Below are 25,218 nucleotides of genomic sequence, written 5' to 3'. Positions count from 1 at the left end.
TAGTTAAACCATACATTCATAAATACTACATCAATAGAATGCGTAGTTATCTAATTGTCATGTCAAGAATCAGTAAAATTCAAATAATTGTAAGTGTCAGAAAGTTGTTGTTTTTTCGGACATCTGTTTGGTATGGTGTCCCAAAGTTATAATATTTGGACATGCATATGAGTGAAATTAAAGAAATTAGAAAACTATCATTCGAAGAGTTAAAAGAAATTTTAAGAGATCCATTTAGAGTAATAGTGGAAGAAGGTAATGCCACTCACATTTGTGAATATGGACAAGAAACCTATAAGGTACTTGAACGAGTGTCATTAAGTTCAGAGGCTCACAAATTAATTAAGCATTTAAGTACTAACAACATTATTTATAAATCTAAATGGGGAAGGAATATAGTTTCTGATATTCCTGACTTCGCAACGTTCTATGATATTCATCGCGGAGATATCTATGGTAATCAAACTGATGATGAGTACGAGATAGCCGCATCTTTAGAGTTGGCTGAAGCTAGATAATATATGAAAGTTGGTTTGCCAGAGTATCAACTCAAGAACAGGAGCTTGATATTCAACTTACTAAATTAACTGAATTTGGCTGTGAGAGAATCTTTCAGGGTAAACACTCTAGTACTTCAGATAAAAAGGATGAGATGCTGAAAGGGCTTATTGATTATATAAGAGCTGGTGACGAGGTTATTCTAACTCGTCTTGACCAATTAGGTCGCTCTTTAAAGTCTATTCTGGAAGCAATAGAGGATATCCATCGTAAAGGTGCAAATCTAAAAACCATAGATGTCTCACTTAATGTAAGCAGCGATAATTAACCTATGTGGAATATTCGCTCAACTAGAACGTGATCTTATCAGAAGCAGAAATGCTGAAGGCCGCGAAGAAGCAAAAGCTCAAGGTAAGTCTAGGTAGGTTACCAGTATTATATAAAAAACAAGCTAACGATATAATGAAAGCTATATCTAGAATCCATTTCTAACTTAGCAAAAAAGTACAAAGTTAGTCGTTCAACAATCAACCGAACGCTTAATCAAATTCCAGAAGAAGGCTAAGTACACATTTTTATAGATTGATTCCACTTGAACCTTCAAGTGGGGGAGCATAATGTTTTTTTTAAATATTGAAATGGTGAGAATTTTAATTTTATCTGAGAGGTTTTATAGTGAAAAATAGTTCGTTTTTAGCATGGATACTTCGTATGAACCTCATTAAGCGCTGGTCTCCTATGCACTTAATGAAAGAAGAAAATGTTGCAGAACATAGCCATCAAGTTGCTGTTATCGCTCATCTCTTAGCAACTATAAAAAATGTGTACTGCGGTGGTCAAATAAGCCCTGAGAAGGCGGCTACAATTGCTTTGTACCATGAGGTTTCTGAAACAAAACTTCAAGATATCAATCATGTTACTAAATACAGCTCTCCAGCATTAACAGAAGAATTCAAGAAAATTGAAGATTTGGCAGAGATTGAGTGCTTAAACACTCTACCCGAAAAATTACAACCTTTGTTTAAAGAACTAGTTATTCAAAAGCAGGTAGATAAAGAATATAAGAAACTAGTAAAAGCGGCAGATGTTCTTACTGCTTATTTTAAAGCATGCGATGAACTCAAATTCCATAACCCTGAATTCGTATCTGTTAAAAAACGCTTATCTGAGAAAGTTGACGCGTATAAAGAAGAAATGCCAGAAGTAGGTGTGTTCATGGACCTATTTGAACAAAACTGCTTGGCTAGTTTGGATGATCTATCTAGTTAAACTTGACTTTTGAAATTTGTATGTGGTAAATTGTATGTATAGCTTTTTGCTTAATGTTATGTTTCATAAGGCTTAAAGCTTCCTTCCTATATTAAAAGATACAAAATTGGTGTTCTCTTCCGAATGGAGGGTGACCTATGTCATGGGCTAAGCACAGAGTTTCAAGTAAACTGGGGTCAGGAAAGTGAGTAAAGTCTGGGTGTTGCTTTTCTAGATGGCGAAGTAAACCACTGCCAATTTGTGATACCTCTAATGAGTGGGTTAACCGTGTACGATGAAAATCATTTAAGCCAATGCCCATTATCTGCGTTTTAGCCTGCAAGCGTCTAAATGCTGCAGCGTGGATTATACGAGAACGGTCCACCTGCCAAGGTGAACGGTTATCATTAGGGCGGTGTTTCTTTTGATCAATAATACGGCTTTGCCAATCTAATTCCATGAAATGAATATCCAAAACTTCTTCAAGGTTTATATGAGCTTAATTGTAGCCGATTTTTTTAGATTATAAATCATTCAGATGGTGATATTCGCCTTTATTTGAGGGGTTAGGTATAATGCCCAGTCACATGCGTGTGGATAGACCATGCATATATGTTAGTTTTTTTGAGAGAATACATGCTTAAGTTCCTTTTTCGTTTAATTGTTAGCCTATTTTTTATCTGGGCGTTGAGTTACCCATTCATAGAAAAATCGACTTCATTAATTGACAGTGAAACAATTGCAACTAAACCCCCAATTAAAAAACCAGAAAAACCACTACACTCTGTAAAACTCCCTGATTTTGATGGTTTTACTGATGTGAAAGAAAAAAAACATGCTTTTTTTAATTTTATACGCCCACATGTTGAAGCCGAAAATAAGAAAATTTTACAACAACGGGCTATATTAGAAATTGCTTTAATGATGCTGCAATATGATGAACCATTAAGCAGCGCACAAACTAAGCAAGTCAAAACAATTTTAAATAGCTATAAATTACCGACAACGGTTGATAGTTTATCGTTGCGTCAAGCATTGCGCCGAGTTGATATTATTCCTAAAGAGTTAGCTCTTATGCAAGCGGCCAATGAATCTGCTTGGGGTACTTCTAGGTTTGCTCGCATTGGTTTAAACTTTTTTGGCCAATGGTGTTACAGCAAAGGCTGCGGCATGGTGCCGAATCGTCGTAACAGTGGTGCGGAACATGAAGTGGCCGCATTTAAATCAGTTCGTGCAGCAGTCAATTCATATTTTAAAAATATAAATACCCATGCAGCCTATAAGCAGTTACGCACTATTCGAGCTGATTTACGAATGCAACAAAAACCAATTTCTGCAACTGATCTCAGCTACGGATTAACGTCTTATTCTGAGCGCGGTGAAGCGTATATCGAAGAATTAAATCAAATGATCAACCAAAATAGAGCTTACTTTGATGAATAATCCAGTACGATGTGTTAACTATATGATGGCTATTGCCATTGTATTTATGGCAAGTTTTAGTGTCCAAGCAAAAGAATTTGTGGTCTCTTATGATGGTTTTTACGACCGTTTAAAAGTAGTTAATAAAGGTGATTTTCAATTTGCTCAAGTCAATTTCTACATTAATGATATTGCCACTAATGAAGTATGCACCATCAAATCAGGGCGTATCATAACTGAGCGCGAAGAGTTTCCACTCAATTACACAGAGCAAGCTCAGTTATTATTACCGTACGATAAACAACTTGATACAAACAAGGCAGTGGTTGTTATCGAGCCACAAAATGAAAACCACGATTGCCAGTTAAAGCTGCAAATAGAAGCTCGCGAGTTCACTAACAGTAATCTAAATAAGCACCAGTTATACCAGCTTGACGGCGAGTTTGATGAGTTACTTTCTGACTTGTCTGGCTTCTTTGTCAGTAAATTAATGAGCTTTTTATTACCGGAGCAAAAAGGGGTGGTACTTACATTTGCTTCAACAGTAACTATCGCGGATCCTGCTTTTGACTGTCAAGAATCGGTTTGTCATGTTAGTGTCGATGAGCAATGGCAAGATGATAAAACCTCATTTGCTATCTCTACACCATTGCTAAAAGTGACGCCATGGATTGCCAAATAATCACGATGTGATAATAGCATTTACTTAGTACGAATAGCGCCACTTATGGCGCTATTTTAAAAGGGAATACCTAAAAATAGATAAAAGCTTTCATCTCCAGTGGTTGATTGACCATACGCCAAATAAGCAGGCCCAATTGGGCTATCCCAGCCTAAAAATACACTATTGCTGTAAATCAAATCAGAATAATCAATATCACTTTCAGTTTGCCAAGCATTACCCGCTTCAAGCGATGTGCCTAAATAAAGGGGCAGGTTAATAGCACCAAAATTATTCGACACCAATTCATAGGTATAAATAACACTCATAAAGCGTACATGTTGCCCTGAAATTGTATCTAACGGATTACCAGATAAGTTTAAAAAGCCGCCCAAAGAGGATAAACCAACCAGCGCAGTTGGGTCGGTATCTAAAATACTTTGATAGCGAAAAAGACCTCTGAGGCTATGGTAACCTATTGAATAAACAGTATTGTATTCTATGCCTAAATTGGTGCTAAAGCTTGATTGTTCAAGAATATCGAAATTTAAGTATTCTATTTTTGCATCTAGTCTATTCCCTGAACGTGGGAAGCTGGCATGATCAAAACTATCGTAGTTAAGTTCAAAAACTGCGCCATATTGACGGTAATCAAGTCTATCTTTATCTGTTTGGTTATCAAAAACGCCAGGTAGTTTGAGCGTGCCTTCAGAGTACTTAGGTCCAAACAAAATATTCAGTTTGTCGTACTTGTCCCAGCCAATACCTGCACTAACATCTGTATGGCTATCGGTAAGCTCTCCTAAGATAATGTTTTCTATATAGTACGAAAAAATTTCTCTTTGAAAACTCCCGCCAACTTGCCAATAAAAACCACTGGTGTTGATTGGCCAATATAGCTCTGAGCTCAGCTCTTTTTCAGTGCCGATAATTGCCTTGGTGTACCACTGTGCACCGTATGGCGATAAATTAGTATACCGATAAGCTGCGCCTATTTGATATTCGCTGAATGTTTCAAAGGTATCCTCAAATGATAATTTAAAATCTAAGTAGCCTGGGCCCCATTCTTTTTCTTCAACTTCAAGATCGATATCCAGTTTATCTTCTTGCTGCTCTATTGCGGTATTTACCCGTACTAATGTGCCTTGGCCGTAGAGTCGATCAATGCCTTGTTGAATAGCACTGAGGCTGGTTTTTTCACCAGGCTTAACCCCAAAGCGCTCAGCAACATAGTCATCATTTAAGCGACTATTATTGGTGATTTTGACACTGTTGACTGGTTGTTCAAACAAGGTAACAGTTTTGCGCTCAACAGGCACTGCGGTATTAGCTAGCTGTTTACTGACAGTGCTGTCAGCGAGTGCAGTAATGGCAGACTGGTAACCTTTTGAAATTATTGAGGTTACTTTTTCAAAATCGAGCATTTCAACATCGTTGAGTGTTGGCTTGATATAAATATCATTACTGGTCAGTAGCTTTTTTTGTTGGTTTACATTTTTAGTGACTAAAAAGCCAGTTAATTGCATGATAATGCTTAAACTTGAATTGAGTTCATCTTTATTTAAGGTCGCAGAGCCAATATCGACAGCAATAACAATATCGGCGCCCAACTCTTTTGCCACACTGATAGGCAGGTTGTTAGCAACTCCGCCGTCTACCAGAAGCTGGTTGTTGAGTTCAATAGGGCGCAACAAGCCGGGAATAGACATAGAACTTTGAATTGCTTTGCTTAAGTCGCCTTGGCTTAGTATTACTTGTTCACCACTTTGTGCGTCTGCAGCAATGGCGCGAAAAGGAATTGTTAAATCATCAAATGAGCCAAAAATAGGGTAAATACCGAGCATTTCATCAAGCAGCTTTTTCATCCCTTGGCCTTGGATAATGCCGCGAGGTAATTTTAGTTGCTTGCCATCAAACCCTAAATCAAGCTGGATAGGAAAGTCATCAATATGTTGCTTACGCCGATTGGGTAACTCACTGCGGTTGAGATCGTCTTTGTAACCTGTGTTCCAATCTGCTTGAGAGAAAAGTTGTTCAATTTCCGTCGCAGAGAGTCCACTGGCATAGAGCCCGCCAACAAACGAGCCAATACTGGTTCCAACAATGACATCTATTTTTATGCCTTGTTGTTCAAGCGCTTTTAATACACCAATATGCGCGCCGCCACGGGCACCGCCGCCGCCAAGCACTAAGGCAACACATGGACGCTCGCTGACATGGCTACAAGGGAACTGCTGTGTTTGTTCATTAGCTTCTAAGCTAAAACAGGCTGCTAGTAACAACAAACATGGTAGACGCAATTTCACCAGTAAAAAGCCCATCTATTAAAAGTCAGTTTGAGTATAAATCCCCAGCGTGTTATGTCAATTAAGCCATTGATATTTAAACTTAGATTAAGGCTAATGGGTTACATAAATCGAAAAGCAAGGTAAAATTACCTTATCTCTGATGACGAATAGACACCATGATCAATAAAACCCACTTTATAGAGCATTTACGTTTTGCTTTAAGCGCTCAGTTAGAAACGGCTAAAATGGCGGCCAAAACAGCGCATGATACAGCAACTCATGAAGAGAATATCGCAGAAAACAAATACGACACTCTTGGCTTGGAGGCAGCCTATTTAGCGCAAGGGCAGGCGCAACGGGTGAACGATTGTTATCTGAGCATTCAACAATTTGAACAAAGTTTTAAAGAAGTTATTAGCGACCAAGTTTCTGTTGGCGCTTTGATCTGTGTTGAGTATGAGGCAGGGACGCAGGCATGGTTTTATATGGGTCCAAATGCTGGAGGTTTAGTCGTTGAACATAAGCAATTTAATGTTCAAGTGTTAACGCCCCATGCGCCATTGGGTAAAGCGTTGTTAAATAAACATTGCGATGATGAAGTGACCTTTAATATTGCGGGTAAAAGTCAGCAACTGACGATAGTAAACGTTCTTTAATCGACAAACCTAGTGCTTTTTCAAGGCGGTTATAATCGCCTTGTAAGACAGTCACTTTAGTTACCACGGTTCACCCGCCAACGAATCTGCAAAGCCCTAAAAATACAACTTTGCATTATGACTGTCATACATTAATAAATTGTTATTTATTCAATTATTTATACCAACAACAAAGCTTTCTTAACTGCAATTCAGGGGGGGAATTTAGCATCACGCCATTGATTAAATTTGCTTATCTTAACGCTAAAAATTACTCGTTGGTAAGACGAATAAAAACCCTTTATAAATCACCTGTAGATTAAGCAGTAGCTAAATCTAAAGCACCCATCCTGTTAAGTACATGTGTTATGCACAACTATTACTTAGCAGTATGGGTGTTTCTATTTAAATTGATTTTTATATATTTTTTATTTTGACTTATTTTAGGAAAAGTCGTGTTTAAAACCTTGATTGTGGTTGATAACAACGAGCAGTCTCTTGCTCACTCATTCGAAAACGTAATTACCTTCAACACCTATTTACGAGATTATCCAAAGCATAATGAGCCAAAAACGCGCATTATTAACTTATGCGACTCAAGCCAATACTTGAGTAAAGGCTATTATTGCTCATTACTTGCAGAAGCACGTAAACACCAAGTTTTACCGAGTGTTAAAACCATAAATGCGTTGCGCAGCGGGCAAACTTTGATGCTAAACATTGGCGTGCTTACAGATGCCTTATACTTTGGTCATGCTGTTAATGAATTACAAAGTAAAGCAGCCAAAGCCGTATTTAAACAGTACCCAGCACCCATTTTATTTGTTGATCAACAAGGACTATTAAAACAAGGTTCATTGGCGTCATTGAATGACCAACAGCACCAGGATTTTGTAGCTAAACTAACTGAGTTTACGCAAACGCAGTGGCGCATTAGTAGCACCCAAAAACGTTATCGTTGGGATATGGCTATTTTAGTCGATCACAATGAAAAAGTGCCGCCAAGTGATAAAGATGCGATCGCACGCTTTATTAAAGCTGCCGGTAAACATGGTATCCATGCGCAGGCACTGAGTTTTGATGAGATAGATAATATCGCTCAGTTTGATGCGTTGTTTATTCGTCAAACCACAGCAATTGATCATCCAACGTATCGTTTAGCAAGCAAAGCACAGAGCTTAGGATTAGTAGTAATTGATGACGCAGAGTCTATTTTACGTTGTTGTAATAAAGTGTATTTACACGATGCGTTTAATTACCAAAAAGTGCCGAGTTTAAAAACCCTGGTGGTGGCAGACCAAAGTGATGAAACCATCACTCAACTTGAAGATAACTTCACCTATCCATTAGTGCTAAAAATGCCGGAAGGATCGTTTTCTAAGGGGGTGTATAAAGTTGCGGATCGCACCGAGTTGGTTGCTAAACTCAATGAGTTGTTTGAATTTAGCGCTTTAGTGCTAGCTCAAGAGTATATGTATACCGAGTATGATTGGCGAGTAGGGGTGCTAAATGGTCGTGCTATTTATGCGTGTCGTTATTTAATGGCGCGTAATCATTGGCAAATATACAACCATGATGCAAAACGGTTTTTCTCTGGTGGCTTTGAAACATTGCCAACATTTGAGCTACCAAAAGCGGTTCTTGATGCTGCTTTAAAAGCGTGTAAAACGGTTGGTAAGGGCTTGTATGGTGTGGATGTTAAAGAGCATCAAGGTCGCGCTTATGTGCTTGAAGTAAATGATAATCCGAGCATTGATCATAAAGTCGAAGATGGCTACCTGGGTGATGAGTTATATATGATCATCATGGATGAATTTAAGCAACGTCTTGAAGCCCGAGGTCGGGGTTAATGTCTGATCATGATGTGGCAGTGCGAGCTGCCACAGAGGCTGATTTAAAAGCACTACTTGTAATAGAGCAACAAAGCTTTAGCCAAGATAGACTCAGTGCGCGCAGTTTAAAACGATGGATCATGGCTAAACATGGTATTTTGTTGGTTGCTGAATCAGCTAACCAATTACTTGGTTATGGCTTGGTGTGGTGTCATAAAGGCACTCGTTTAGCCCGTTTATATTCGTTAGCAGTAACACCGCAAGCACAGGGTAAAGGACTTGCTCAACAGCTTTTAAAGTCGCTTGAGCGAGCGACCGCACAACGTGGCCGCTTATTTATGCGCCTTGAAGTAGCGGTAAATAATGTTGCTGCCATTGCATTATACGAAAAGCTGGGTTATCGGGTATTTGGCCAATACAGTGACTATTACCACGATCACAGTGATGCACTGCGAATGCAAAAAAATATTCGTAGTACTAATGAGCTTGAGTTTACGCGAGAAACGCCTTGGTATCAGCAAACAACTGAGTTTACCTGTGGTCCAGCTGCTTTATTGATGGCAATGTCATCAATAAAAAAGACCACTATCACGCAAGTGAATGAACTTGATATTTGGCGAGAAGCTACCACTATTTTTATGACTTCAGGCCATGGTGGTTGTCATCCATTAGGACTGGCACTGGCGGCAAATAAACGTGGCTTTAAGGCGCAAGTTATCATAAATAGCCGCGATACATTGTTTGTCGATGGAGTAAGAAGCGACAAGAAAAAAGCGATTTTACACACGGTTCATAATCAATTTGTGGTTGAAGCAATTAACCACAAACTAGATGTGAAGTATCAAGACTTAACCCTTGAGCACATAGAGCGCTGGTTAGCAGCAAAAATGGCCGTGGTGCTGTTGATCAGCACCTATCGCTTTGATGGTAAAAAATCGCCCCATTGGGTGTGTATAACGCACTTGGATGAGCATTGTTTATATGTCCATGACCCTTTTTGTGAAAGCGATAAACAGCTAGCGATTGATTGTCAACACGTACCCATCGCTAAGAGTGACTTTTTAAAAATGGCTAGTTTCGGTAGTTCTCGTTTGAGTACAGCACTGGCTATACATAGGTAGTTATTTTAGGATTTTGAGTGACTTTTTTTGAATTAGTAGATATCGCCCCGTATTCGTGGTCGGCAATAGGCAGTGCTGCATTTTGTGGTGCTTTGATTGGTATGGAACGCCAGTTACGGGGAAAACCAGTAGGAATAAGAACCTCAGTACTGATTATATTAGGTACTTATTTGTTTTTAGCTACAGCGTTTATGCTCCATGGTGATGTGATTGACCACTCGCGCGTGGTTGGTCAAATTATTACTGGCATCGGCTTTTTAGGTGCTGGAGTGATGCTCGCTAAAGATGGTGCTGTGGTAGGAGTCACCTCGGCCGCGACAATCTGGGTTTTGGCATCTATTGGTGTAGTGATTGCAACCGATAATTTATTGGCAGCTATTAAACTATCCATTTTAGTGGTGGGTATTTTATACGGTGTCGATGTGCTTGAAGCGAAATTTAAAAGCTTGAGTAAAGGCGTGCATCGTCATGTGAAAATTTACTCAAAACGCTATTACAGAGGCAACAAAAAAGAACCAGAACGCCACGATTAAGTGGCGTTTCTTGCATTTATTAATTGCCAAATAATTTACGCCTGACTACTTTTCGATACTCACTAGGCGTTTGCGAGAGCACTTTCTTAAATACACGGGTTAAATGCCCTTGGTCGTTATAGCCCACCTCTAGTGCCACTTCTTGAATTGATAAGTTTGATGATGCTAATAACTCCTTTGCCGTTTGCACTCGTAGTTGTTGCCAGTATTCAATCGGACTTTGATTGGTCGCAACTCTAAATCGGCGCGTGAACGAACGATAACTTAAGCCAAATAATTGCGCCACCTCGGTTAGGCTTTGCTCGGCGGCTAAATTGTTTTTTAACCAAAATTGAATTTGCGCAATCAGTTCGTCAGGGTGTCTATCTACGGCTCCCTCAAGATAGCGCTGATCTTCATAAGGTTTGCGTATTTCGTGTGAAAAGTTACGCTCAACATGCTGAGCAGCTGCTTGTCCATAATATTGACTAATAATATGCACGATCACATCCGCTAACGCATTCAAACTTGCCACGCTGTATAAACGTTCTGATTGGGTGATGAAAAAGTCAGGTTTGAGTAATACCTGTGGATAATCACGCTTAAATTGCTCTGCGTAATGCCAATGGGTTGTAGCGGGGTGCCCATTTAATAGGTTGGCCTCAGCGACTAAACAGTTACCAGTACCCACACCAATAATTGAACTACCTTGCTGCCAACTGCTCGTAAGCCACTTTACTAAGCCTTGATTTGTCCTAACAACAGGGCGAGGGTTGCGCCAAATACCAGGAACAATGATCAAGTCACTATACGGAGCGTCGGCATAGGTGTACTCAGGTAAAATTGCCAAGCCACTGCGATTTTGAATCGGCTTGTTATCTTCTGCAATCAAATTGATCAGCAGTGGCCTAAACTGCATTGTTATTCCATCGCCTTTTACATGACCTTTTGCGTAGGCTTCTCCCGCTCTGAGCATTTCGATGGGCAGCGTTAAACTGGTGATCAATAAATGCTGATAGACCAAAATACTGATCTGTAACGGGCTATGTTTGAGGTTTTTGTCCATTAAATTGCTCCGACCAGTTACATTTGGCCTGTTAGGCTTGTTATTTGGCTATTTAAGCACAATGTCGGCGGTAAAATCCATCTAAACTAGCTACTTCTCCTATAACACGTTTTCTCAAGGTAAATTATGACAGCATTACCCGTTATTGTCGGCATGGGCGGAATTAACGCCGCGGGCCGTACCTCATTTCATCAAGGTTATCGTCGTATCGTGTTAGATAATTTGACTGCCGACGCACGTCAAGAAACTTTCCTAGGTTTAGCGACTTTAATGAATCTTGTATCATTACAAGAGGGCGAATTAAGAGACCAACACGGTAATTTAGTACAGCAAAGTGATGTGGAGTCACAATTTGGCGAACAAATTATTGCTGGCACCTTGATCCGTAAAATTGAAGAAAACCATTTTGATGTTGATGCAACGCCGTGGCAGCAAAAAATGACGTTAACGCTTAGCGATGAGCAAGCTATCGTATTTGAAGCACGACGTCGTGACTTACCGCAGCCAATTCCGTCAAGCTGGTTAATTGAAGATTTAGCCGATAAAAAAGTAAAAGTCACCATTAGTGCTGAGCTTGATATAAAGCACGACAGCACCCGTGACAACCCAATAAAAGCGGCAGGACAATTACCTACTGGTTTTGATCCAGCAAATATGTATAACAGTCGTTACCAACCGCGTGGTTTACAAGCCACCATTTTTGCGGCAACGGATGCTATTCGCTCAACTGGCCTTGATTGGCAACAGATCATGAACAGTGTTGAACCAGATCAAATTGGTACTTATTCTGCGTCTGTTGTAGGGCAAGTGAATGATGAAGGGCTTGGTGGTTTAATTCGTTCGCGCCAGCAGGGCGAGCGTGTTAGCACTAAACAGTTAGCACTTGGTTTAAATACCATGTCTACTGATTTTATCAATGCTTATGTTACCGGTAATGTGGGTACTACGTTCACGACATCAGGGGCTTGTGCCACGTTTTTATATAATCTACGCGCAGCTGTGAATGATATTCAGGCTGGGCGCACTCGTGTCGCTGTTGTCGCGTCTTCAGAATGTGCTATTACACCTGAGATCATTGAAGGTTTTGGCAATATGGGCGCATTGGCTAACGAAGAAGGTCTAAAGCGTTTAGATAACACTGAGACGGTAGATCATCGTCGTACCAGTCGTCCATTTGGTGAAAACTGTGGCTTTACCATCGGTGAAGGCGCGCAAGTCGCGATTCTAATGGATGATGCGCTCGCATTATCGCTAGGTGCCGATATCATGGGCTCAGTAGCGGATGTGTATGTAAATGCTGATGGCGTGAAAAAATCGATTACAGCACCAGGGCCTGGTAACTACATCACAATGGCAAAATCTGTAGCATTAGCGGCTAATATCTTAGGTGCGGAAGCTGTTCAGCAACGTAGCTTTATTTTAGCGCATGGCTCAAGTACACCGCAAAACCGTGTAACTGAATCACTTATTTATCATCGTGTAGCGCAAACCTTTGCAATCGATAACTGGAAAGTCGCTGCGCCTAAAGCGTATGTAGGGCACACCATTGCTCCTGCAAGTGGCGATCAGCTAGCTATGGCACTCGGTGTATTTAGTCACAATATTATGCCGGGCATTACCACCATCGATAAAGTGGCTGATGATGTGTATAGCCAACATTTAGACATTCGTACTGAGCATTATCAATGTGCAGATATGGATATTGCTTTTATTAACTCCAAAGGCTTTGGTGGTAATAATGCAACAGCCACAGTGTTATCAGCCAAGGTAACTAAGCAAATGTTAACAAAGCGCCATGGCAGTGATGTGATGAAAGCATACGCCGTGACAAATCAGACTGTTACCGCTGCACAAACAACTTACCAACAGCAAGCTGATCTAGGCCAGTATGAGCTAATTTATCGCTTTGGTGATGGCATGATTGATGAAAATGACATTGTTATTTCACAAACCGATATGCAGATCCCAGGTTTTGACAAAGCAATTGCATTTACTAAAACGAATCCTTATCAAGATATGTTTTAAGCACATAATTCTTGTTTGGCAAGGCGCTTCTATAGCGCCTTTTTTAATGCTCGCATACTACTGCTTTAAACTTTACGAATTGTCATTGGCTGCATTTTTTTGTTGAATCACCGCAGTTTACGCGATCTGTCATTTTTCCTTGTTATAATTTCAAACTATTAAAAAGGCCAACGTTTGAGAGTCCTATGATCGCCAGTTTATTATTGTTAAGTGCTACTGCCGCCACATTAGATAGCCATTTACCGCCATTACTACCTTGGCAAGGGCAAAGTTTGACACTGATACAACAAAAAGGCCCATTAACCACTGACTTCGAATTAAGTGAAGGACTAAAATCGCCTAACTATCAGCAAACAATGGCGTTTGTTGACCGCCTTGTCGCGGCAAATCCGACTCAATTTCAAGTACAAACTATTGCCCACAGTACCAGTGGCCGCGCGATTAAAATGTTAGTTGCCAGTGAAGAAGGGGCTTTTACACCGACTCAGTTAATGCAAAATACAAAGCCGACGATTTTTATTCAAGCGGGGATCCACGCGGGTGAAATTGACGGTAAAGATGCCATGTTTATGTTGCTGCGTGATATTGCAACCGGTAAGCGCCGTGATATTTTAAGCCAAGTTAATATCTTATTTATTCCCATTTTGAATGTGGATGGTCATGAGCGTAGTAGCCAGTTTAACCGCATAAACCAACGTGGCCCAGTAGAAATGGGTTTTCGCACCAATGCTAACAATCTTAATTTAAACCGTGATTACACTAAGCTAGATACCCCAGAAGTGCGCGGCGTATTAAAGGTGATCAAACAGTTTAACCCGGATTTATATATTGATGTGCACGTCACCGACGGCGCAGATTATCAGTACGATGTAACCTATGGCTACAACCCGGTGTTTGCAAGTGAATCTCCCAGTGTTTCAGATACGCTCAATCAATATTTCAAACCGGTAATTGACGAAAAATTACAAGCGCAAGGCCACCTTCCTGGGCCGTTAGTATTTGTGATGGATAAGCGTGAGTTTAAAAAAGGCTTAGCAGGGTGGGTTGCGACTCCTCGCTATTCCAACGGTTGGGGCGATTTACGTTCTTTACCTACAATTCTTGTTGAAAACCATTCGCTTAAACCCTATAAGCAACGCGTGCTTGGCACCTATGTATTTTTAGATGGGGCTATATCAGCATTAGCACAGCACCACCAACAGTTAGCTGATGCAGTTAAAAAAGAGCAGGCATTTGTCCCAAGTAAACTGATTGTAGAGCGTAGCTACGCTAAACAGCCCGATACCGTGGCATTTGAAGGCATTAAATATACGCGCAGTCAAAGTGCCTTAAGTGGTCAGATGGAAGTGAAATACTTAGGTGAAAAACAACATTATGATGCGTTGCCAATCTATTGGCAAAAAGACGTCAAAACCACCATTACTGTTCCTAGCGCGTTTTATATTCCGCCTGCGTATCCACAGATCATCGAAAAACTTAAGTTACATGGCATTGCGGTGCAAACTGTTACGACAGATGCGTTACCTGCAAATTTAAAAGTGGCCGTAGTGACAAACCATGAGTTTGATAAAGCACCGTTTGAAGGTCGCTTTAGAGTCAGTGCTGATTTTGACTTTGTTGATGTAACCGATAACAATTTGACTGGTTGGTCTAAAGTAGATACTGCACAACCGTTAGGTGAATTAGCCACCCATCTTTTACATCCAAAGGCACCTGATTCGTTTTTTGCATGGGGTGAGTTCAATACGATTTTTCAACGCACTGAGTATATGGAAAACTACGCATTAGCACCGTATGCTCGTCATATGCTAAAAGATAAACCTGCGTTAGCACTAGAGTTTGATAAAAAAATTCGTGAAGATGCTGCGTTTGCAAAAGATCCCCAAGCACGTTTAAACTGGCTTTATGAACAGACACCGTTTTATGATCAAGCCTATTTAAAGTATCCTGTGCTGATGACATTTGCAGACACTTCAAAAATAAAGAACTAACGTATGGAAATTATTACTCTACCGGTCACTGCTTTTGCGCAAAATTGTCGGATTGTTATTTGTAAACAAACACGCCAAGCTGCTGTGGTCGACCCAGGTGGTGATGCTGAAAAAATCATTGCTGAACTCGCTAAGCATGCGCTTAATCTGCAATGTATTTTATTGACTCATGGTCACCTTGATCATGTTGGCGCTGCCAAAGTGCTCGCCGAACATTTTGCCGTTGATATAGTTGGCCCACAGCAAGATGAGTTATTTTGGTTTGATGCATTAACAATGCAAGCACAAATGTTTGGCTTTGCACCTGTTACTCCTTTTTATCCGCAGCATTGGCTAAATCATGGTGATATTTTCCCATTAGGTGAATTGCGCTTTGAAATCCGTCATTGTCCGGGTCACACCCCAGGCCACATTGTCTTTTATGAAGCTAAGCATCAGATTGTTCTTGTTGGTGATGTGATTTTCAAAGGGTCAGTAGGACGTACTGATTTTCCGAAAGGGGATGCGCAACAGTTACTCAACTCAATTAAGCAACAAATTCTCACTTTGCCAGATGAAACTAGAATACTCTCAGGGCATGGACCTGACACTAAAGTAGTTACAGAGCGCATATCGAATCCATTTATTAGTGGTAAATTTGGTTAGTTACGCATAAAAAATGCATAAAAACACAAGACTCGATTGCTAAAGCCATGTATAATTTAATCAATTTAGTAAAATAAATAAGAAATAAAATGTCTCTAAATCACGTAGATCGCCAAATATTGGCACTGTTACAGCAAGATGCAAGTCTTTCGACCGCAGATATTGCTGATAAAGTAGGCTTATCTCAGTCACCTTGCTGGCGTCGTATTGCTAAGCTTGAGCAAGATGGTTACATCAAAGGTAAAGTTGCTTTATTAGATGAAAAGAAACTTGGCTTTGATATGTTAGTGTATGCGCATGTTCGTTTATCGAATCATGGCCGCACTAATTTAGCTGAGTTTGAACGCCTGATCTTAAGTTATGACGAAGTAACTGAATGTTACAGTATGGCGGGTACCATGGACTTTATGCTGCGGATCATTTCTAAAGGTATTGAAGGCTATGAGCAGTTTGTCCGTGATAATTTACTAAACCTTGAGTTTGTTCAAGAAGTTCATTCAAATGTAACGATGACTTGCGTGAAGCGAAGTACGTCGCTGCCACTTTAATACCTGCTATTTCAGGTTAAAGTTTTATAGACTTTAACCTGTTCCCCTTACTACAATTGTTAACCTTAGCTTAATTTGTTAGAATTCAGCGCTTTTTTGATCCCACATCCGCAAGAGGAATTCAATGTTTAACTTACTAAGCAAGGCGCCAAGCTCTGCTAAAAACGATATCTTATCAGGTATTACGGTTGCGCTTGCGCTCGTACCTGAAGCTGTTGCATTTGCCTTTGTTGCAAATGTAGAGCCTTTAGTTGGTTTGTATGCAGCATTTATTGTTGGCTTGATCACCGCTATTTTTGGTGGTCGCCCAGGCATGATCTCTGGTGCAACTGGGGCACTTGCTGTAGTGATGGTAAGTTTAGTGCTGGATCACGGCGTTGAATACTTATTTGCAACCGTACTACTGATGGGGTTGCTGCAAATACTTGCTGGGGTGTTTAAGCTTGGTAAGTTTATTCGCATGGTACCGCATCCTGTTATGCTGGGCTTTGTAAACGGACTCGCGATTGTGATCTTCCTCGCCCAACTTGGCCAATTTAAAGTGTCAGATGGCGAAGGTGGCGTGCAATGGATGACCGGCACGCCGATGATGATAATGCTCGCACTTGTAGCACTAACAATGGCTATAATTCATTTTTTACCAAAGTTAACCACGGCGGTGCCATCGACCTTAGTGGCAATTGTAACTGTTACTGCCATTGTGATGGGCTTCGATTTAGAAGCGCGTACAGTCCTTGATTTCCTAAAAGACATGACCGGCGACAGCGCCGCGACTATTGCTGGTGGTTTACCACAATTTCATATACCTATGGTGCCGTTTAGCTTAGAAACGCTAAAAATTATTCTGCCATATGCGCTTATTCTAGCGGCGATTGGTTTAATTGAATCGTTATTAACATTGAGTTTAATTGACGAAATAACTGAAACGCGCGGTCAAAGTAATAAAGAGTGTATTGGCCAAGGTGCTGCAAATGTAACCTGTGGTTTCTTTGGTGCGATGGGTGGATGTGCAATGATTGGTCAATCAATGATCAATATTAATTCGGGTGGTCGTTCGCGTTTGTCGGGGATTACTGCTGCATTGATGTTACTTGCGTTTATTTTGTTTGCCGCTGGCTTGATTGAAATGATCCCACTTGCAGCACTGGTTGGTGTAATGTTTATGGTGGTATTAGGCACATTTGAATGGGCTAGTTTCAAAATGATGAAACGTGTACCAAAGTCAGATGCGTTTGTGATTGTGTTAGTGTCAGGCGTGACCGTCATTACTGATTTAGCTATTGCGGTATGTGTGGGTGTAATTGTTTCAGCCTTAGTTTTTGCTTGGCAACATGCAAAACATATTTTCACAACCAATTACATTGATGATCAAGGTTCTAAAGTCTATGAGCTACACGGGCCATTATTTTTCGGTTCAGTGAAAAAGTTTGCAGAGTTGTTTGATGTTAAAAACGATCCGAAAGACGTTATCATCGAATTCAAATACAGCCGAGTCGCTGATCATAGTGCTATTGAAGCCATTGACGCGTTAGCTGATAAATACACGAAAGCAGGCAAGCAGTTACACCTTCGCCACCTAAGCAAAGATTGTGCTCTGTTACTGCATAAAGCACGTGATTTAGTTGAAGTGAATGTAATAGAAGATCCAACTTATAAAGTCGCCTCAGACAAACTTGCTTAAGCGGTTTATTTGAGTAAAAAGCGAAGGCAGTGCTTTCGCTTTTTTGTATTCACGATTTTATTGTGTTCTTGTATCTACGTATTAGCATCATCCAGATACAGCATTATTTATTGATTAGCACTTATTGGTTGTCAATAAGTGAGACTAAGCTCGACTAGTCGCCAAGCTGCCTGTATAATTCGCGTCCTCTTTATACCGTCTTATTGCCTGTATTAACTTTTCCTTACTTACGAATCGTTAACTTGCCAGTAATTGCTTAGGAAATTCATCTTGATCTCTACCGCTAATATCACCATGCAGTTTGGTGCCGAACCTTTGTTCGAAAATATCTCAGCTAAATTCAGTAACGGTAACCGTTATGGCTTAATTGGCGCAAATGGATGCGGTAAGTCAACCTTTATGAAAATCCTCAATGGCTCGCTTGCGCCAACGTCAGGTAATGTGTCAATCGGGCCTGGCTTAAAAGTGGGTAACTTGAGCCAAGACCAATTTGCCTTTGAGCAATACACAGTCGTTGATACGGTGATCATGGGTGATGTTGAGTTATGGAAAATAAAGCAAGAACGTGAGCGCATTTATTCACTCCCTGAAATGAGTGAAGAAGATGGTATGAAAGTGGCGGAGCTGGAAAGCATTTTCGCTGAAATGGACGGCTACAGTGCAGAAAGTCGTGCTGGCGATATCTTGTTAAAAGCGGGTATTGAAGAAGAGTTTCATTTTGGGTTGATGTCGCAAGTGGCGCCTGGTTGGAAACTGCGTGTGTTACTTGCTCAAGCCTTGTTTGCAAATCCAGATATTTTATTACTGGATGAGCCTACTAATAACTTGGATATTCATACTATTAGCTGGTTAGAGCATGAACTTAACCAACGTAAATGTACTATGATCATTATTTCTCATGACCGTTATTTCCTTAATGCTGTGTGTACGCACATGGCTGATATTGACTACGGTGAGCTGCGAATTTACCCAGGTAACTATGAAAAATTCATCGAAGCATCAACGCTTATACGTGAACAGTTGCTTGCAGGCAATGCCAAGAAGCAGTCGGAAATCGAAGAGTTACAAGATTTCGTAAATCGCTTTGGTGCTAACGCATCAAAAGCCAAACAAGCGAGTTCACGTGCTAAACGCATGGATAAAATCAGTTTAGATGAGGTTAAATCATCAAGCCGTATGGCACCATCATTGTATTTTGATGAAGGTAAAAAGATGCACCGCCAAGCATTGATTTTAGAAGATTTCGGCCATGGTTTTGACGGTGAAGTATTGTTTGAAGGCGGCGAGCTGATTTTAGAAGCGGGTTCAAAACTTGCCATTATTGGTGAAAACGGTGTGGGTAAATCAACATTTATTCGCTGTTTAGTGGGTGAACTTGAAGCGAATCACGGTGTTGTGAAGTGGTCAGAAAATGCCTCTATTGGTTATTGCCCACAAGATAGCAGCAAAGATTTTGATAACGATTTAACTTTATTTGATTGGATGTCACAGTGGCGCACAGCTAAACATAACGATTTAATGGTGCGTGGCATGTTAGGGCGTTTATTGTTTACTGCCGATGATGCGAATAAAAAAGCCCGTAATTGCTCAGGTGGTGAGAAAAACCGCCTATTGTTTGGCAAGTTGATGATGCAAGATGTCAATGTGTTAGTTATGGATGAGCCGACAAACCACATGGATATGGAAGCCATTGAAGCGCTAAACAATGCTTTAAAAGGCTTTGAAGGGACATTGATTTTTGTCAGCCATGACCGTGAATTCGTGTCATCGCTAGCAACTCGTATTATTGATATTCGTGACAAAGAAGTAGTTAACTTCCATGGTACCTTTAATGAGTTTATGGCAAGCCAGCAAGAGCAAGCAAAGCTGTTGGCTGCAAAGTAAGCTAGTACGCTTTAAAAACCGACTTAGGTCGGTTTTTTTGTGTCTAGTTTCTCCCTAAATAAATACTAATTTGATATCAATCTAAAAGCACCGTATTGTTAGCATTGATAATTTTTAAGGTATCAGTGTGGCCATTCGACCCCCTTTTTTTAAACTCACCGCCAATCTTGAAAAATTTGCACTTATACTGTGTCTTATATCAGTAGCAGGGGCTTTTTTATTCCCAAATACCCTGACTGCGACTATCCAACCTTTGATTATTGATGTGTTAGCTGTTCTGGGTGGACCGTTTTTTTTGTTGGTAAACTTTTTGTTGATCAGTGTCATTGTGCTGGCGATAAGTCCACTTGGGCAACGAAAAATTGGCGGCGAGCAAGCAAAGATTGAATTTTCAACCTTTGGTTGGCTTTCCATGTTGTTTGCCGCAGGTATGGGCTCTGGTTTAGTCTTTTGGGGCGTAGCAGAGCCTGCTATGCATGTATTGCAACCGCCCTTAAAACAAAGTTTATATCCTGATCGCCAAGCGGCAGCACTGGCTATCACGCTAGTAAATTGGGGGGCACATGCATGGGCTTTGTATGCAGTGTTTGGTTTAGTGCTCGGCGGTTTAAGCCGTAATAGCGGTAAAGCGGGTGATATTAGTGCCCCTGTATTGAGCCTAACACGGCCATTTTTAAATAGAGTCGAACAAATTAGACTCAAATTTTTGATTCAATTACTGGCCATTTTAGCCATATTTTTTGGTGTAGTTGGCACGATTGCTAATTCTACTTTATTACTGCGTAAAGGCATTGAACTGAAACTGGGTGTTGCTTCGCCATGGCTAGTCGGTTTAATAATTATTGTGCTATTGGCATTACTGTATAGTTTGTCTGCCCGATTAGGATTAAAAAAAGGGGTGCAGACATTGAGTCAATTCAATGTATTTTTAGCATTTTTTGTTCTTGTTTGGCTGATGATGATGGTGCCATTGCAACCGATCATTGATGTGGCGTTAAAAGGTAGTAAGTATTATATCCACTTATTAGTGACGGGTACTTGGCAATTTTCAAGTCAATTAAATGAGCCTAAATGGGCAAATAGCTGGACCTATAATTATTATTTTTGGTGGCTAGCATGGGGGCCCTTTGTTGGCGTATTTTTAGCTAAAATAAGCCAAGGAAGACCAGTATGGCAGTACATTTTCGGTGTGGTCGTTGTGCCAACTTGTGTGACTATCTTATGGTTTAGTGTTTTTTCTGGTTCTGCAATTGCTTGGGACAGTGGCCATAGTAGCGGCATTATGGCCGCCATTAAAATTGACTATACCCAAGGTTTATTTGTATTTTTAAAACAGCTCGGCTGGCAAGGGGGCGTACTTATTTGGGCGAGCTTGCTGTTATTACTGATTTTTGTCGCAACCTCAGTAGATTCTGCCATATTAGTGATCCGCAACTTAGCGGCAGCAAAACACAGTCATCGGTTAAGTTTATACACTTGGTCATTTGTACTTGCTTTGAGTAGCTGGGTATTGCTATTAGAAAATAATGAACTGCTCAACCGCAGTCTGGCGGTCATTGGTGCTGTGCCATTTTTCTTTATTTTTATTTTGCAGCTAATTGGTTTTGTGAAAGAGTTTATAACTGAACTACAAGAATAAGCTGAGCGTTAATTAGTTTTGCATGTTGAATTAATTGCCATGTTATTACAGTTTTTTACAGTGTTTCTTATTGTGTTAGTTATAGTAAGGGTTAGGAATACAGCAACAACCGACAGGGAATTTTAAATTATGCATAAGCAAATTATTTTGGCGCTATTTGTAAGTCAGTTACTCACAGCATGTACGGTTGCAGGTGTGCTTGTTGATAGTACTATCTATACAAAAGCGGATGAAAATTACGATGCAGATTTGGCGCTTTCTCCAGCACATGTTACGCCACAAAATGCAGTGCCAGTTGCTGAACAACAGACTTTATCGTTTACTGATTTGGGTATTGAGGTAGATAGGTTTTTGGTTGGCTTAGTGCAACAGCAATCACAGCCTCAAGTAATTTGTAAAAGAGTGACTAAAACACTTAAAGAATGTGAGGAAGTCACCGCAGACAACCTCACACAAAAACAGGCTATTGAGCCTGCAAATACGCTTGATGAAATAATAGGTGTTCGTCAATAAAGCTACTGATGAAAAAGTAACTATGATCGTAACCTGCATGCATATTTATTTCAGCAGGATAGCCTTTCTCATTCACTTGTTGGAATAAGTTTTCAGTTTTTAATTGCTCAACTAAAAAGTTATCCGCTTCACCTTGTTCAACACGCATTGGCAGGTAATCATTTTCATTAGCCTGTTTCATTAACTCACAGGTATCATATTGGGCCCACGTCGATTTATCACTGCCTAAATACTGGCTAAACGCTTTTTGACCCCATGGGCAATCAGTCGGGTTCACAATTGGGCTAAACGCCGACACACTGGTGTAACTTTGAGGATTACGCAAGGCAATCATCAACGCACCATGGCCACCCATTGAATGACCACTAATTGCTTTTTTATCAGTCACTGGAAAGTGTTGCTCTATCAAAGCGGGTAGCTCATTTACCACATACTCATACATATTATAGTGAGTGTTGTAGGGCGCTTGTGTGGCATTTACATAAAAACCTGCACCTTGGCCAAAGTCATAGCTGTCTTCATCCGGTACATTATCACCGCGAGGGCTGGTATCTGGGGCAACAATGGCAATACCTAACTCAGCAGCCATTTTAAAGGCACCGGCTTTTTGCATAAAGTTTTCATCCGTGCAAGTTAAGCCTGATAACCAATAAAGCACTGGTACCTTATTGGTTTGGCTTGCGCCTGGCGGTAAAAATATCGCAAATCGCATTGTACAATGTGTACTACTGGCAGTATGGCTATATTGTTTGTGCCAACCGCCGCTGACTTTTGCGGCACTTAAATTATCTAACATAATATCCTCGCTAAAAAGCCACACTTTAAGTGTGGCCACTTTGATCAGTAGTGGATAACAGTACGAATACTTTTACCTTCATGCATCAGATCAAATGCGTCATTAATGTCTTCAAGACCCATGGTATGAGTGATAAAGTCATTTAATGCAAATTCGCCGGCCATGTAACGTTCAACAATTTCTGGTAGTTGTGAACGGCCTTTCACGCCACCAAAAGCACTGCCACGCCAAACGCGTCCGGTCACAAGTTGAAATGGACGGGTCGAAATTTCTTGGCCAGCTCCTGCAACACCAATGATCACCGACTCACCCCAACCTTTGTGGCAACACTCAAGGGCTGAACGCATAACATCAACATTACCAATACATTCAAATGAGAAATCAACGCCGCCATCGGTCATCTCAACAATTACTTCTTGGATTGGTTTGTCAAAATCTTTTGGATTGATCAAATCTGTAGCGCCTAACTTAGTTGCCAGATCGAACTTAGATGTATTAATGTCTATGCCGATAATACGTGAAGCGCCAGCCATTTTCGCACCGATAATTGCTGATAAACCAATACCACCTAAACCAAAAATAGCAACCGTATCACCAACTTGTACTTTTGCAGTGTTTGTGACCGCGCCCATACCCGTTGTAACACCACAACCAAGTAGGCAAATTTCTTCTAACGAGGCTTCTTTATTTACTTTGGCTAAAGAAATTTCTGGCAGCACTGTGTACTCAGAAAACGTTGACGTGCCCATGTAGTGATAAATTGGTTGGCCATCTTTGAAAAAACGGGTGGTGCCGTCTGGCATTAGACCTTTACCTTGGGTTTCGCGTACTGCTGAACACAGGTTTGTTTTACCTGATGTACACATTTTACACACGCCACACTCAGCGGTGTATAGCGGGATCACATGATCGCCCACTTCTACACTTGTTACACCTTCACCAACAGCATAGACAACACCTGCGCCTTCATGGCCTAAGATAGCAGGGAAGATCCCTTCAGGATCCGCGCCTGATAGAGTAAACGCATCGGTATGACATACACCCGTTGCAGTGATCTTAACCATGACTTCGCCTTTTTTCGGCATCATCACATCCACTTCTTCAACAGATAGTGGTTGATTCGGTCCCCAAGCTATTGCAGCTTTTGATTTAATGAACTCTGACATGGGCTCTCTCTTTATTAATTACATGGATGGTTTAAAACAATAGCGCTATTTTATTTGTTTCTCAAACAATGATAATCTCCATTTCTATAAAACACTTTTACAGTATGGTAATAATGAGTCGTTGGTCAGGTATAGATGAGTTTATTGCAGTGGGGGAAGAGGGTAGCTTTACCCGGGCTGCAACCGTATTGGGTGTATCGGTGGCACATATAAGTCGCCATGTTACACAACTTGAACAGCGCTTAAACACGCAGCTGTTGACCCGCACAACACGAAAAGTAGTGCTAACCAAAGAAGGGGAAGTGTTTTTACATCAGACCAAGCACTTACAGCATGCACTAGACGATGCCACAGGGGTACTTGCACAACAACAAAGCACGCCAAAAGGGAAAATCAAACTCACAGCGCCAGTCATGTATGGCGAAAGTTTTGTGATGCCTGCTGTACACACATTTATGCAACAACACAGCGACGTAGAAGTGGAGATGGCATTGAGTAATGAGCAAGAAAACCTATTAGAAGGTGGGTTTGACTTGGCTATTCGCTTGGGTCATTTAAAAGACTCTAGCTTAAAAGCACGGCGCTTAAGCGAGCGGCATTTTGTAATTTGCTGCTCAAAAGCCTATTTAGCACGTTTTGGTGAACCACATACCTTGGCAGAACTGCAGTATCATCAATGCTTAGTGGGAAACAGCAGTTACTGGCGGGTATGTGAGCAAGGGCGTGATAAACACATTAAAATAGCAGGCCGATTGCAGTGTAACAGTGGTTGGGCGTTGGCAGACGCAGCTAAAAAAGGGCTGGGTATTATTCAATTGCCCAATTATTACATTGAAAGCGATTTGGCTTCGGGAGATTTAGTGCCGATTTTAACCAATAATCAGCCGAAGCCAGAAGGTGTTTGGGGCGTGTATCCACCACGGCAATTTGTGGCAACCAATGTGCGTGCATTACTTGACCATCTGATTGCTTCACTGAACTAACGATTATTGAAAATATGCCAGTAAATTAGCGTCGGCATCTGATTTGTCATTAATTTTTACATTT

Annotated in this window: 23 protein-coding genes and 1 pseudogene; 19 read left to right on the top strand and 5 right to left on the bottom strand. The window is 40.7% G+C overall.

Going from position 1 to position 25,218, the window contains the following annotated elements; all coding sequences use genetic code 11:
* Positions 1-167 precede the first annotated feature (167 nt).
* The 4 genes from V7783_RS14505 (at position 168) to yfbR (ending at position 1,767) form a co-directional block, all read left to right on the top strand.
* Complete coding sequence (locus V7783_RS14505) at positions 168-518, top strand: hypothetical protein (protein ID WP_130051660.1); 351 nt, start codon at positions 168-170, stop codon at positions 516-518.
* Complete coding sequence (locus tag V7783_RS14500) at positions 515-826, top strand: recombinase family protein (RefSeq protein ID WP_335679318.1); 312 nt, start codon at positions 515-517, stop codon at positions 824-826. The genes V7783_RS14505 and V7783_RS14500 overlap by 4 nt, the downstream gene beginning before the upstream one ends.
* Positions 819-923 carry a recombinase family protein gene (locus tag V7783_RS14495; protein ID WP_335679317.1) on the top strand — a complete coding sequence of 35 codons (105 nt, stop codon included), beginning with the start codon at positions 819-821 and terminating at the stop codon, positions 921-923. Before V7783_RS14500 ends, V7783_RS14495 begins: the two co-directional genes overlap by 8 nt.
* Before the next feature lie 250 nt (positions 924-1,173).
* On the top strand, positions 1,174-1,767 hold the full coding sequence (gene yfbR / locus V7783_RS14490; protein WP_130051659.1) for a 5'-deoxynucleotidase: 594 nt from the start codon (positions 1,174-1,176) through the stop codon (positions 1,765-1,767).
* A 118-nt stretch (positions 1,768-1,885) separates the two neighbouring features.
* On the opposite strand, the pseudogene V7783_RS14485 reads toward yfbR, so the two are convergent.
* A pseudogene (locus V7783_RS14485) lies at positions 1,886-2,206 on the bottom strand (HD domain-containing protein); the annotation flags it as partial.
* A 176-nt stretch (positions 2,207-2,382) separates the two neighbouring features.
* Here V7783_RS14485 and V7783_RS14480 point away from each other — a divergent pair.
* Both V7783_RS14480 and V7783_RS14475 read left to right on the top strand, forming a co-directional pair.
* Positions 2,383-3,189: a glucosaminidase domain-containing protein gene (locus tag V7783_RS14480; RefSeq protein ID WP_335679315.1), complete on the top strand. Its 807-nt coding sequence runs from the start codon at positions 2,383-2,385 to the stop codon at positions 3,187-3,189.
* A complete protein-coding gene (locus V7783_RS14475; protein ID WP_335679314.1) occupies positions 3,182-3,850 on the top strand; it encodes a DUF2987 domain-containing protein in 669 nt (222 codons plus the stop codon). The genes V7783_RS14480 and V7783_RS14475 overlap by 8 nt, the downstream gene beginning before the upstream one ends.
* A 56-nt stretch (positions 3,851-3,906) precedes the next feature.
* Here the strand turns inward: V7783_RS14475 and V7783_RS14470 are convergent, their stop codons facing one another.
* Entirely contained in the window at positions 3,907-6,135 is a 2,229-nt protein-coding gene (locus tag V7783_RS14470) for a patatin-like phospholipase family protein (protein WP_335679313.1), read from the bottom strand.
* A gap of 161 nt (positions 6,136-6,296) precedes the next feature.
* Between V7783_RS14470 and V7783_RS14465 the strand changes: the two genes are divergently transcribed.
* The 4 genes from V7783_RS14465 to V7783_RS14450 all read left to right on the top strand — a co-directional run bounded on the left by V7783_RS14465 (position 6,297) and on the right by V7783_RS14450 (position 10,238).
* Entirely contained in the window at positions 6,297-6,773 is a 477-nt protein-coding gene (locus V7783_RS14465) for a transcription elongation factor GreAB (protein ID WP_335679316.1), read from the top strand.
* A 434-nt stretch (positions 6,774-7,207) separates the two neighbouring features.
* Complete coding sequence (locus tag V7783_RS14460) at positions 7,208-8,602, top strand: RimK family protein (RefSeq protein ID WP_335679312.1); 1,395 nt, start codon at positions 7,208-7,210, stop codon at positions 8,600-8,602.
* Positions 8,602-9,705 carry a GNAT family N-acetyltransferase/peptidase C39 family protein gene (locus V7783_RS14455; protein WP_335679311.1) on the top strand — a complete coding sequence of 368 codons (1,104 nt, stop codon included), beginning with the start codon at positions 8,602-8,604 and terminating at the stop codon, positions 9,703-9,705. The genes V7783_RS14460 and V7783_RS14455 overlap by 1 nt, the downstream gene beginning before the upstream one ends.
* A gap of 17 nt (positions 9,706-9,722) precedes the next feature.
* Positions 9,723-10,238, top strand: coding sequence for an MgtC/SapB family protein (locus tag V7783_RS14450; protein ID WP_335679310.1), 516 nt, complete (start codon positions 9,723-9,725; stop codon positions 10,236-10,238).
* Positions 10,239-10,257: 19 nt separating this feature from the next.
* Here the strand turns inward: V7783_RS14450 and V7783_RS14445 are convergent, their stop codons facing one another.
* Positions 10,258-11,283, bottom strand: coding sequence for a GlxA family transcriptional regulator (locus tag V7783_RS14445; protein ID WP_335679309.1), 1,026 nt, complete (start codon positions 11,281-11,283; stop codon positions 10,258-10,260).
* A gap of 126 nt (positions 11,284-11,409) precedes the next feature.
* Between V7783_RS14445 and V7783_RS14440 the strand changes: the two genes are divergently transcribed.
* The 8 genes from V7783_RS14440 (at position 11,410) to V7783_RS14405 (ending at position 22,209) form a co-directional block, all read left to right on the top strand.
* Complete coding sequence (locus V7783_RS14440) at positions 11,410-13,308, top strand: beta-ketoacyl synthase (RefSeq protein ID WP_335679308.1); 1,899 nt, start codon at positions 11,410-11,412, stop codon at positions 13,306-13,308.
* Between the two features lie 185 nt (positions 13,309-13,493).
* The gene (locus V7783_RS14435; RefSeq protein WP_335679307.1) at positions 13,494-15,299 is read left to right on the top strand and encodes a M14 family metallopeptidase; all 1,806 of its coding nucleotides are present in this window, start codon (positions 13,494-13,496) and stop codon (positions 15,297-15,299) included.
* 3 nt (positions 15,300-15,302) lie between these two features.
* Positions 15,303-15,944 carry an MBL fold metallo-hydrolase gene (locus V7783_RS14430; protein ID WP_335679306.1) on the top strand — a complete coding sequence of 214 codons (642 nt, stop codon included), beginning with the start codon at positions 15,303-15,305 and terminating at the stop codon, positions 15,942-15,944.
* A gap of 89 nt (positions 15,945-16,033) precedes the next feature.
* Positions 16,034-16,492 carry an Lrp/AsnC family transcriptional regulator gene (locus V7783_RS14425; protein WP_016707271.1) on the top strand — a complete coding sequence of 153 codons (459 nt, stop codon included), beginning with the start codon at positions 16,034-16,036 and terminating at the stop codon, positions 16,490-16,492.
* A gap of 124 nt (positions 16,493-16,616) precedes the next feature.
* Positions 16,617-18,173 carry a SulP family inorganic anion transporter gene (locus tag V7783_RS14420; protein WP_335679305.1) on the top strand — a complete coding sequence of 519 codons (1,557 nt, stop codon included), beginning with the start codon at positions 16,617-16,619 and terminating at the stop codon, positions 18,171-18,173.
* Between the two features lie 270 nt (positions 18,174-18,443).
* A complete protein-coding gene (locus tag V7783_RS14415; RefSeq protein ID WP_084448181.1) occupies positions 18,444-20,057 on the top strand; it encodes an ABC-F family ATPase in 1,614 nt (537 codons plus the stop codon).
* A 127-nt stretch (positions 20,058-20,184) separates the two neighbouring features.
* Positions 20,185-21,696 (top strand): BCCT family transporter, encoded by a 1,512-nt coding sequence (locus V7783_RS14410; protein WP_335679304.1) that lies wholly within the window; start codon positions 20,185-20,187, stop codon positions 21,694-21,696.
* Between the two features lie 129 nt (positions 21,697-21,825).
* Positions 21,826-22,209, top strand: coding sequence for a hypothetical protein (locus V7783_RS14405; RefSeq protein WP_335679303.1), 384 nt, complete (start codon positions 21,826-21,828; stop codon positions 22,207-22,209).
* Here the strand turns inward: V7783_RS14405 and fghA are convergent.
* Together fghA and V7783_RS14395 are read right to left on the bottom strand one after the other, a co-directional pair.
* The gene (gene fghA, locus V7783_RS14400) at positions 22,160-23,005 is read right to left on the bottom strand and encodes an S-formylglutathione hydrolase (protein ID WP_335679302.1); all 846 of its coding nucleotides are present in this window, start codon (positions 23,003-23,005) and stop codon (positions 22,160-22,162) included. The genes V7783_RS14405 and fghA overlap by 50 nt on opposite strands.
* A 44-nt stretch (positions 23,006-23,049) precedes the next feature.
* A complete protein-coding gene (locus V7783_RS14395) occupies positions 23,050-24,171 on the bottom strand; it encodes an S-(hydroxymethyl)glutathione dehydrogenase/class III alcohol dehydrogenase (RefSeq protein WP_335679301.1) in 1,122 nt (373 codons plus the stop codon).
* A gap of 113 nt (positions 24,172-24,284) precedes the next feature.
* Between V7783_RS14395 and V7783_RS14390 the strand changes: the two genes are divergently transcribed.
* Complete coding sequence (locus tag V7783_RS14390) at positions 24,285-25,154, top strand: LysR family transcriptional regulator (protein ID WP_335679300.1); 870 nt, start codon at positions 24,285-24,287, stop codon at positions 25,152-25,154.
* Positions 25,155-25,218 lie beyond the last annotated feature (64 nt).

This window comes from Pseudoalteromonas sp., from assembly GCF_036960685.1.
In the GTDB taxonomy this organism is placed as follows: domain Bacteria; phylum Pseudomonadota; class Gammaproteobacteria; order Enterobacterales; family Alteromonadaceae; genus Pseudoalteromonas.
The sequence above is the reverse complement of the archived record's forward strand: the minus strand, read 5'-3'. Positions and strand labels throughout refer to the sequence as shown.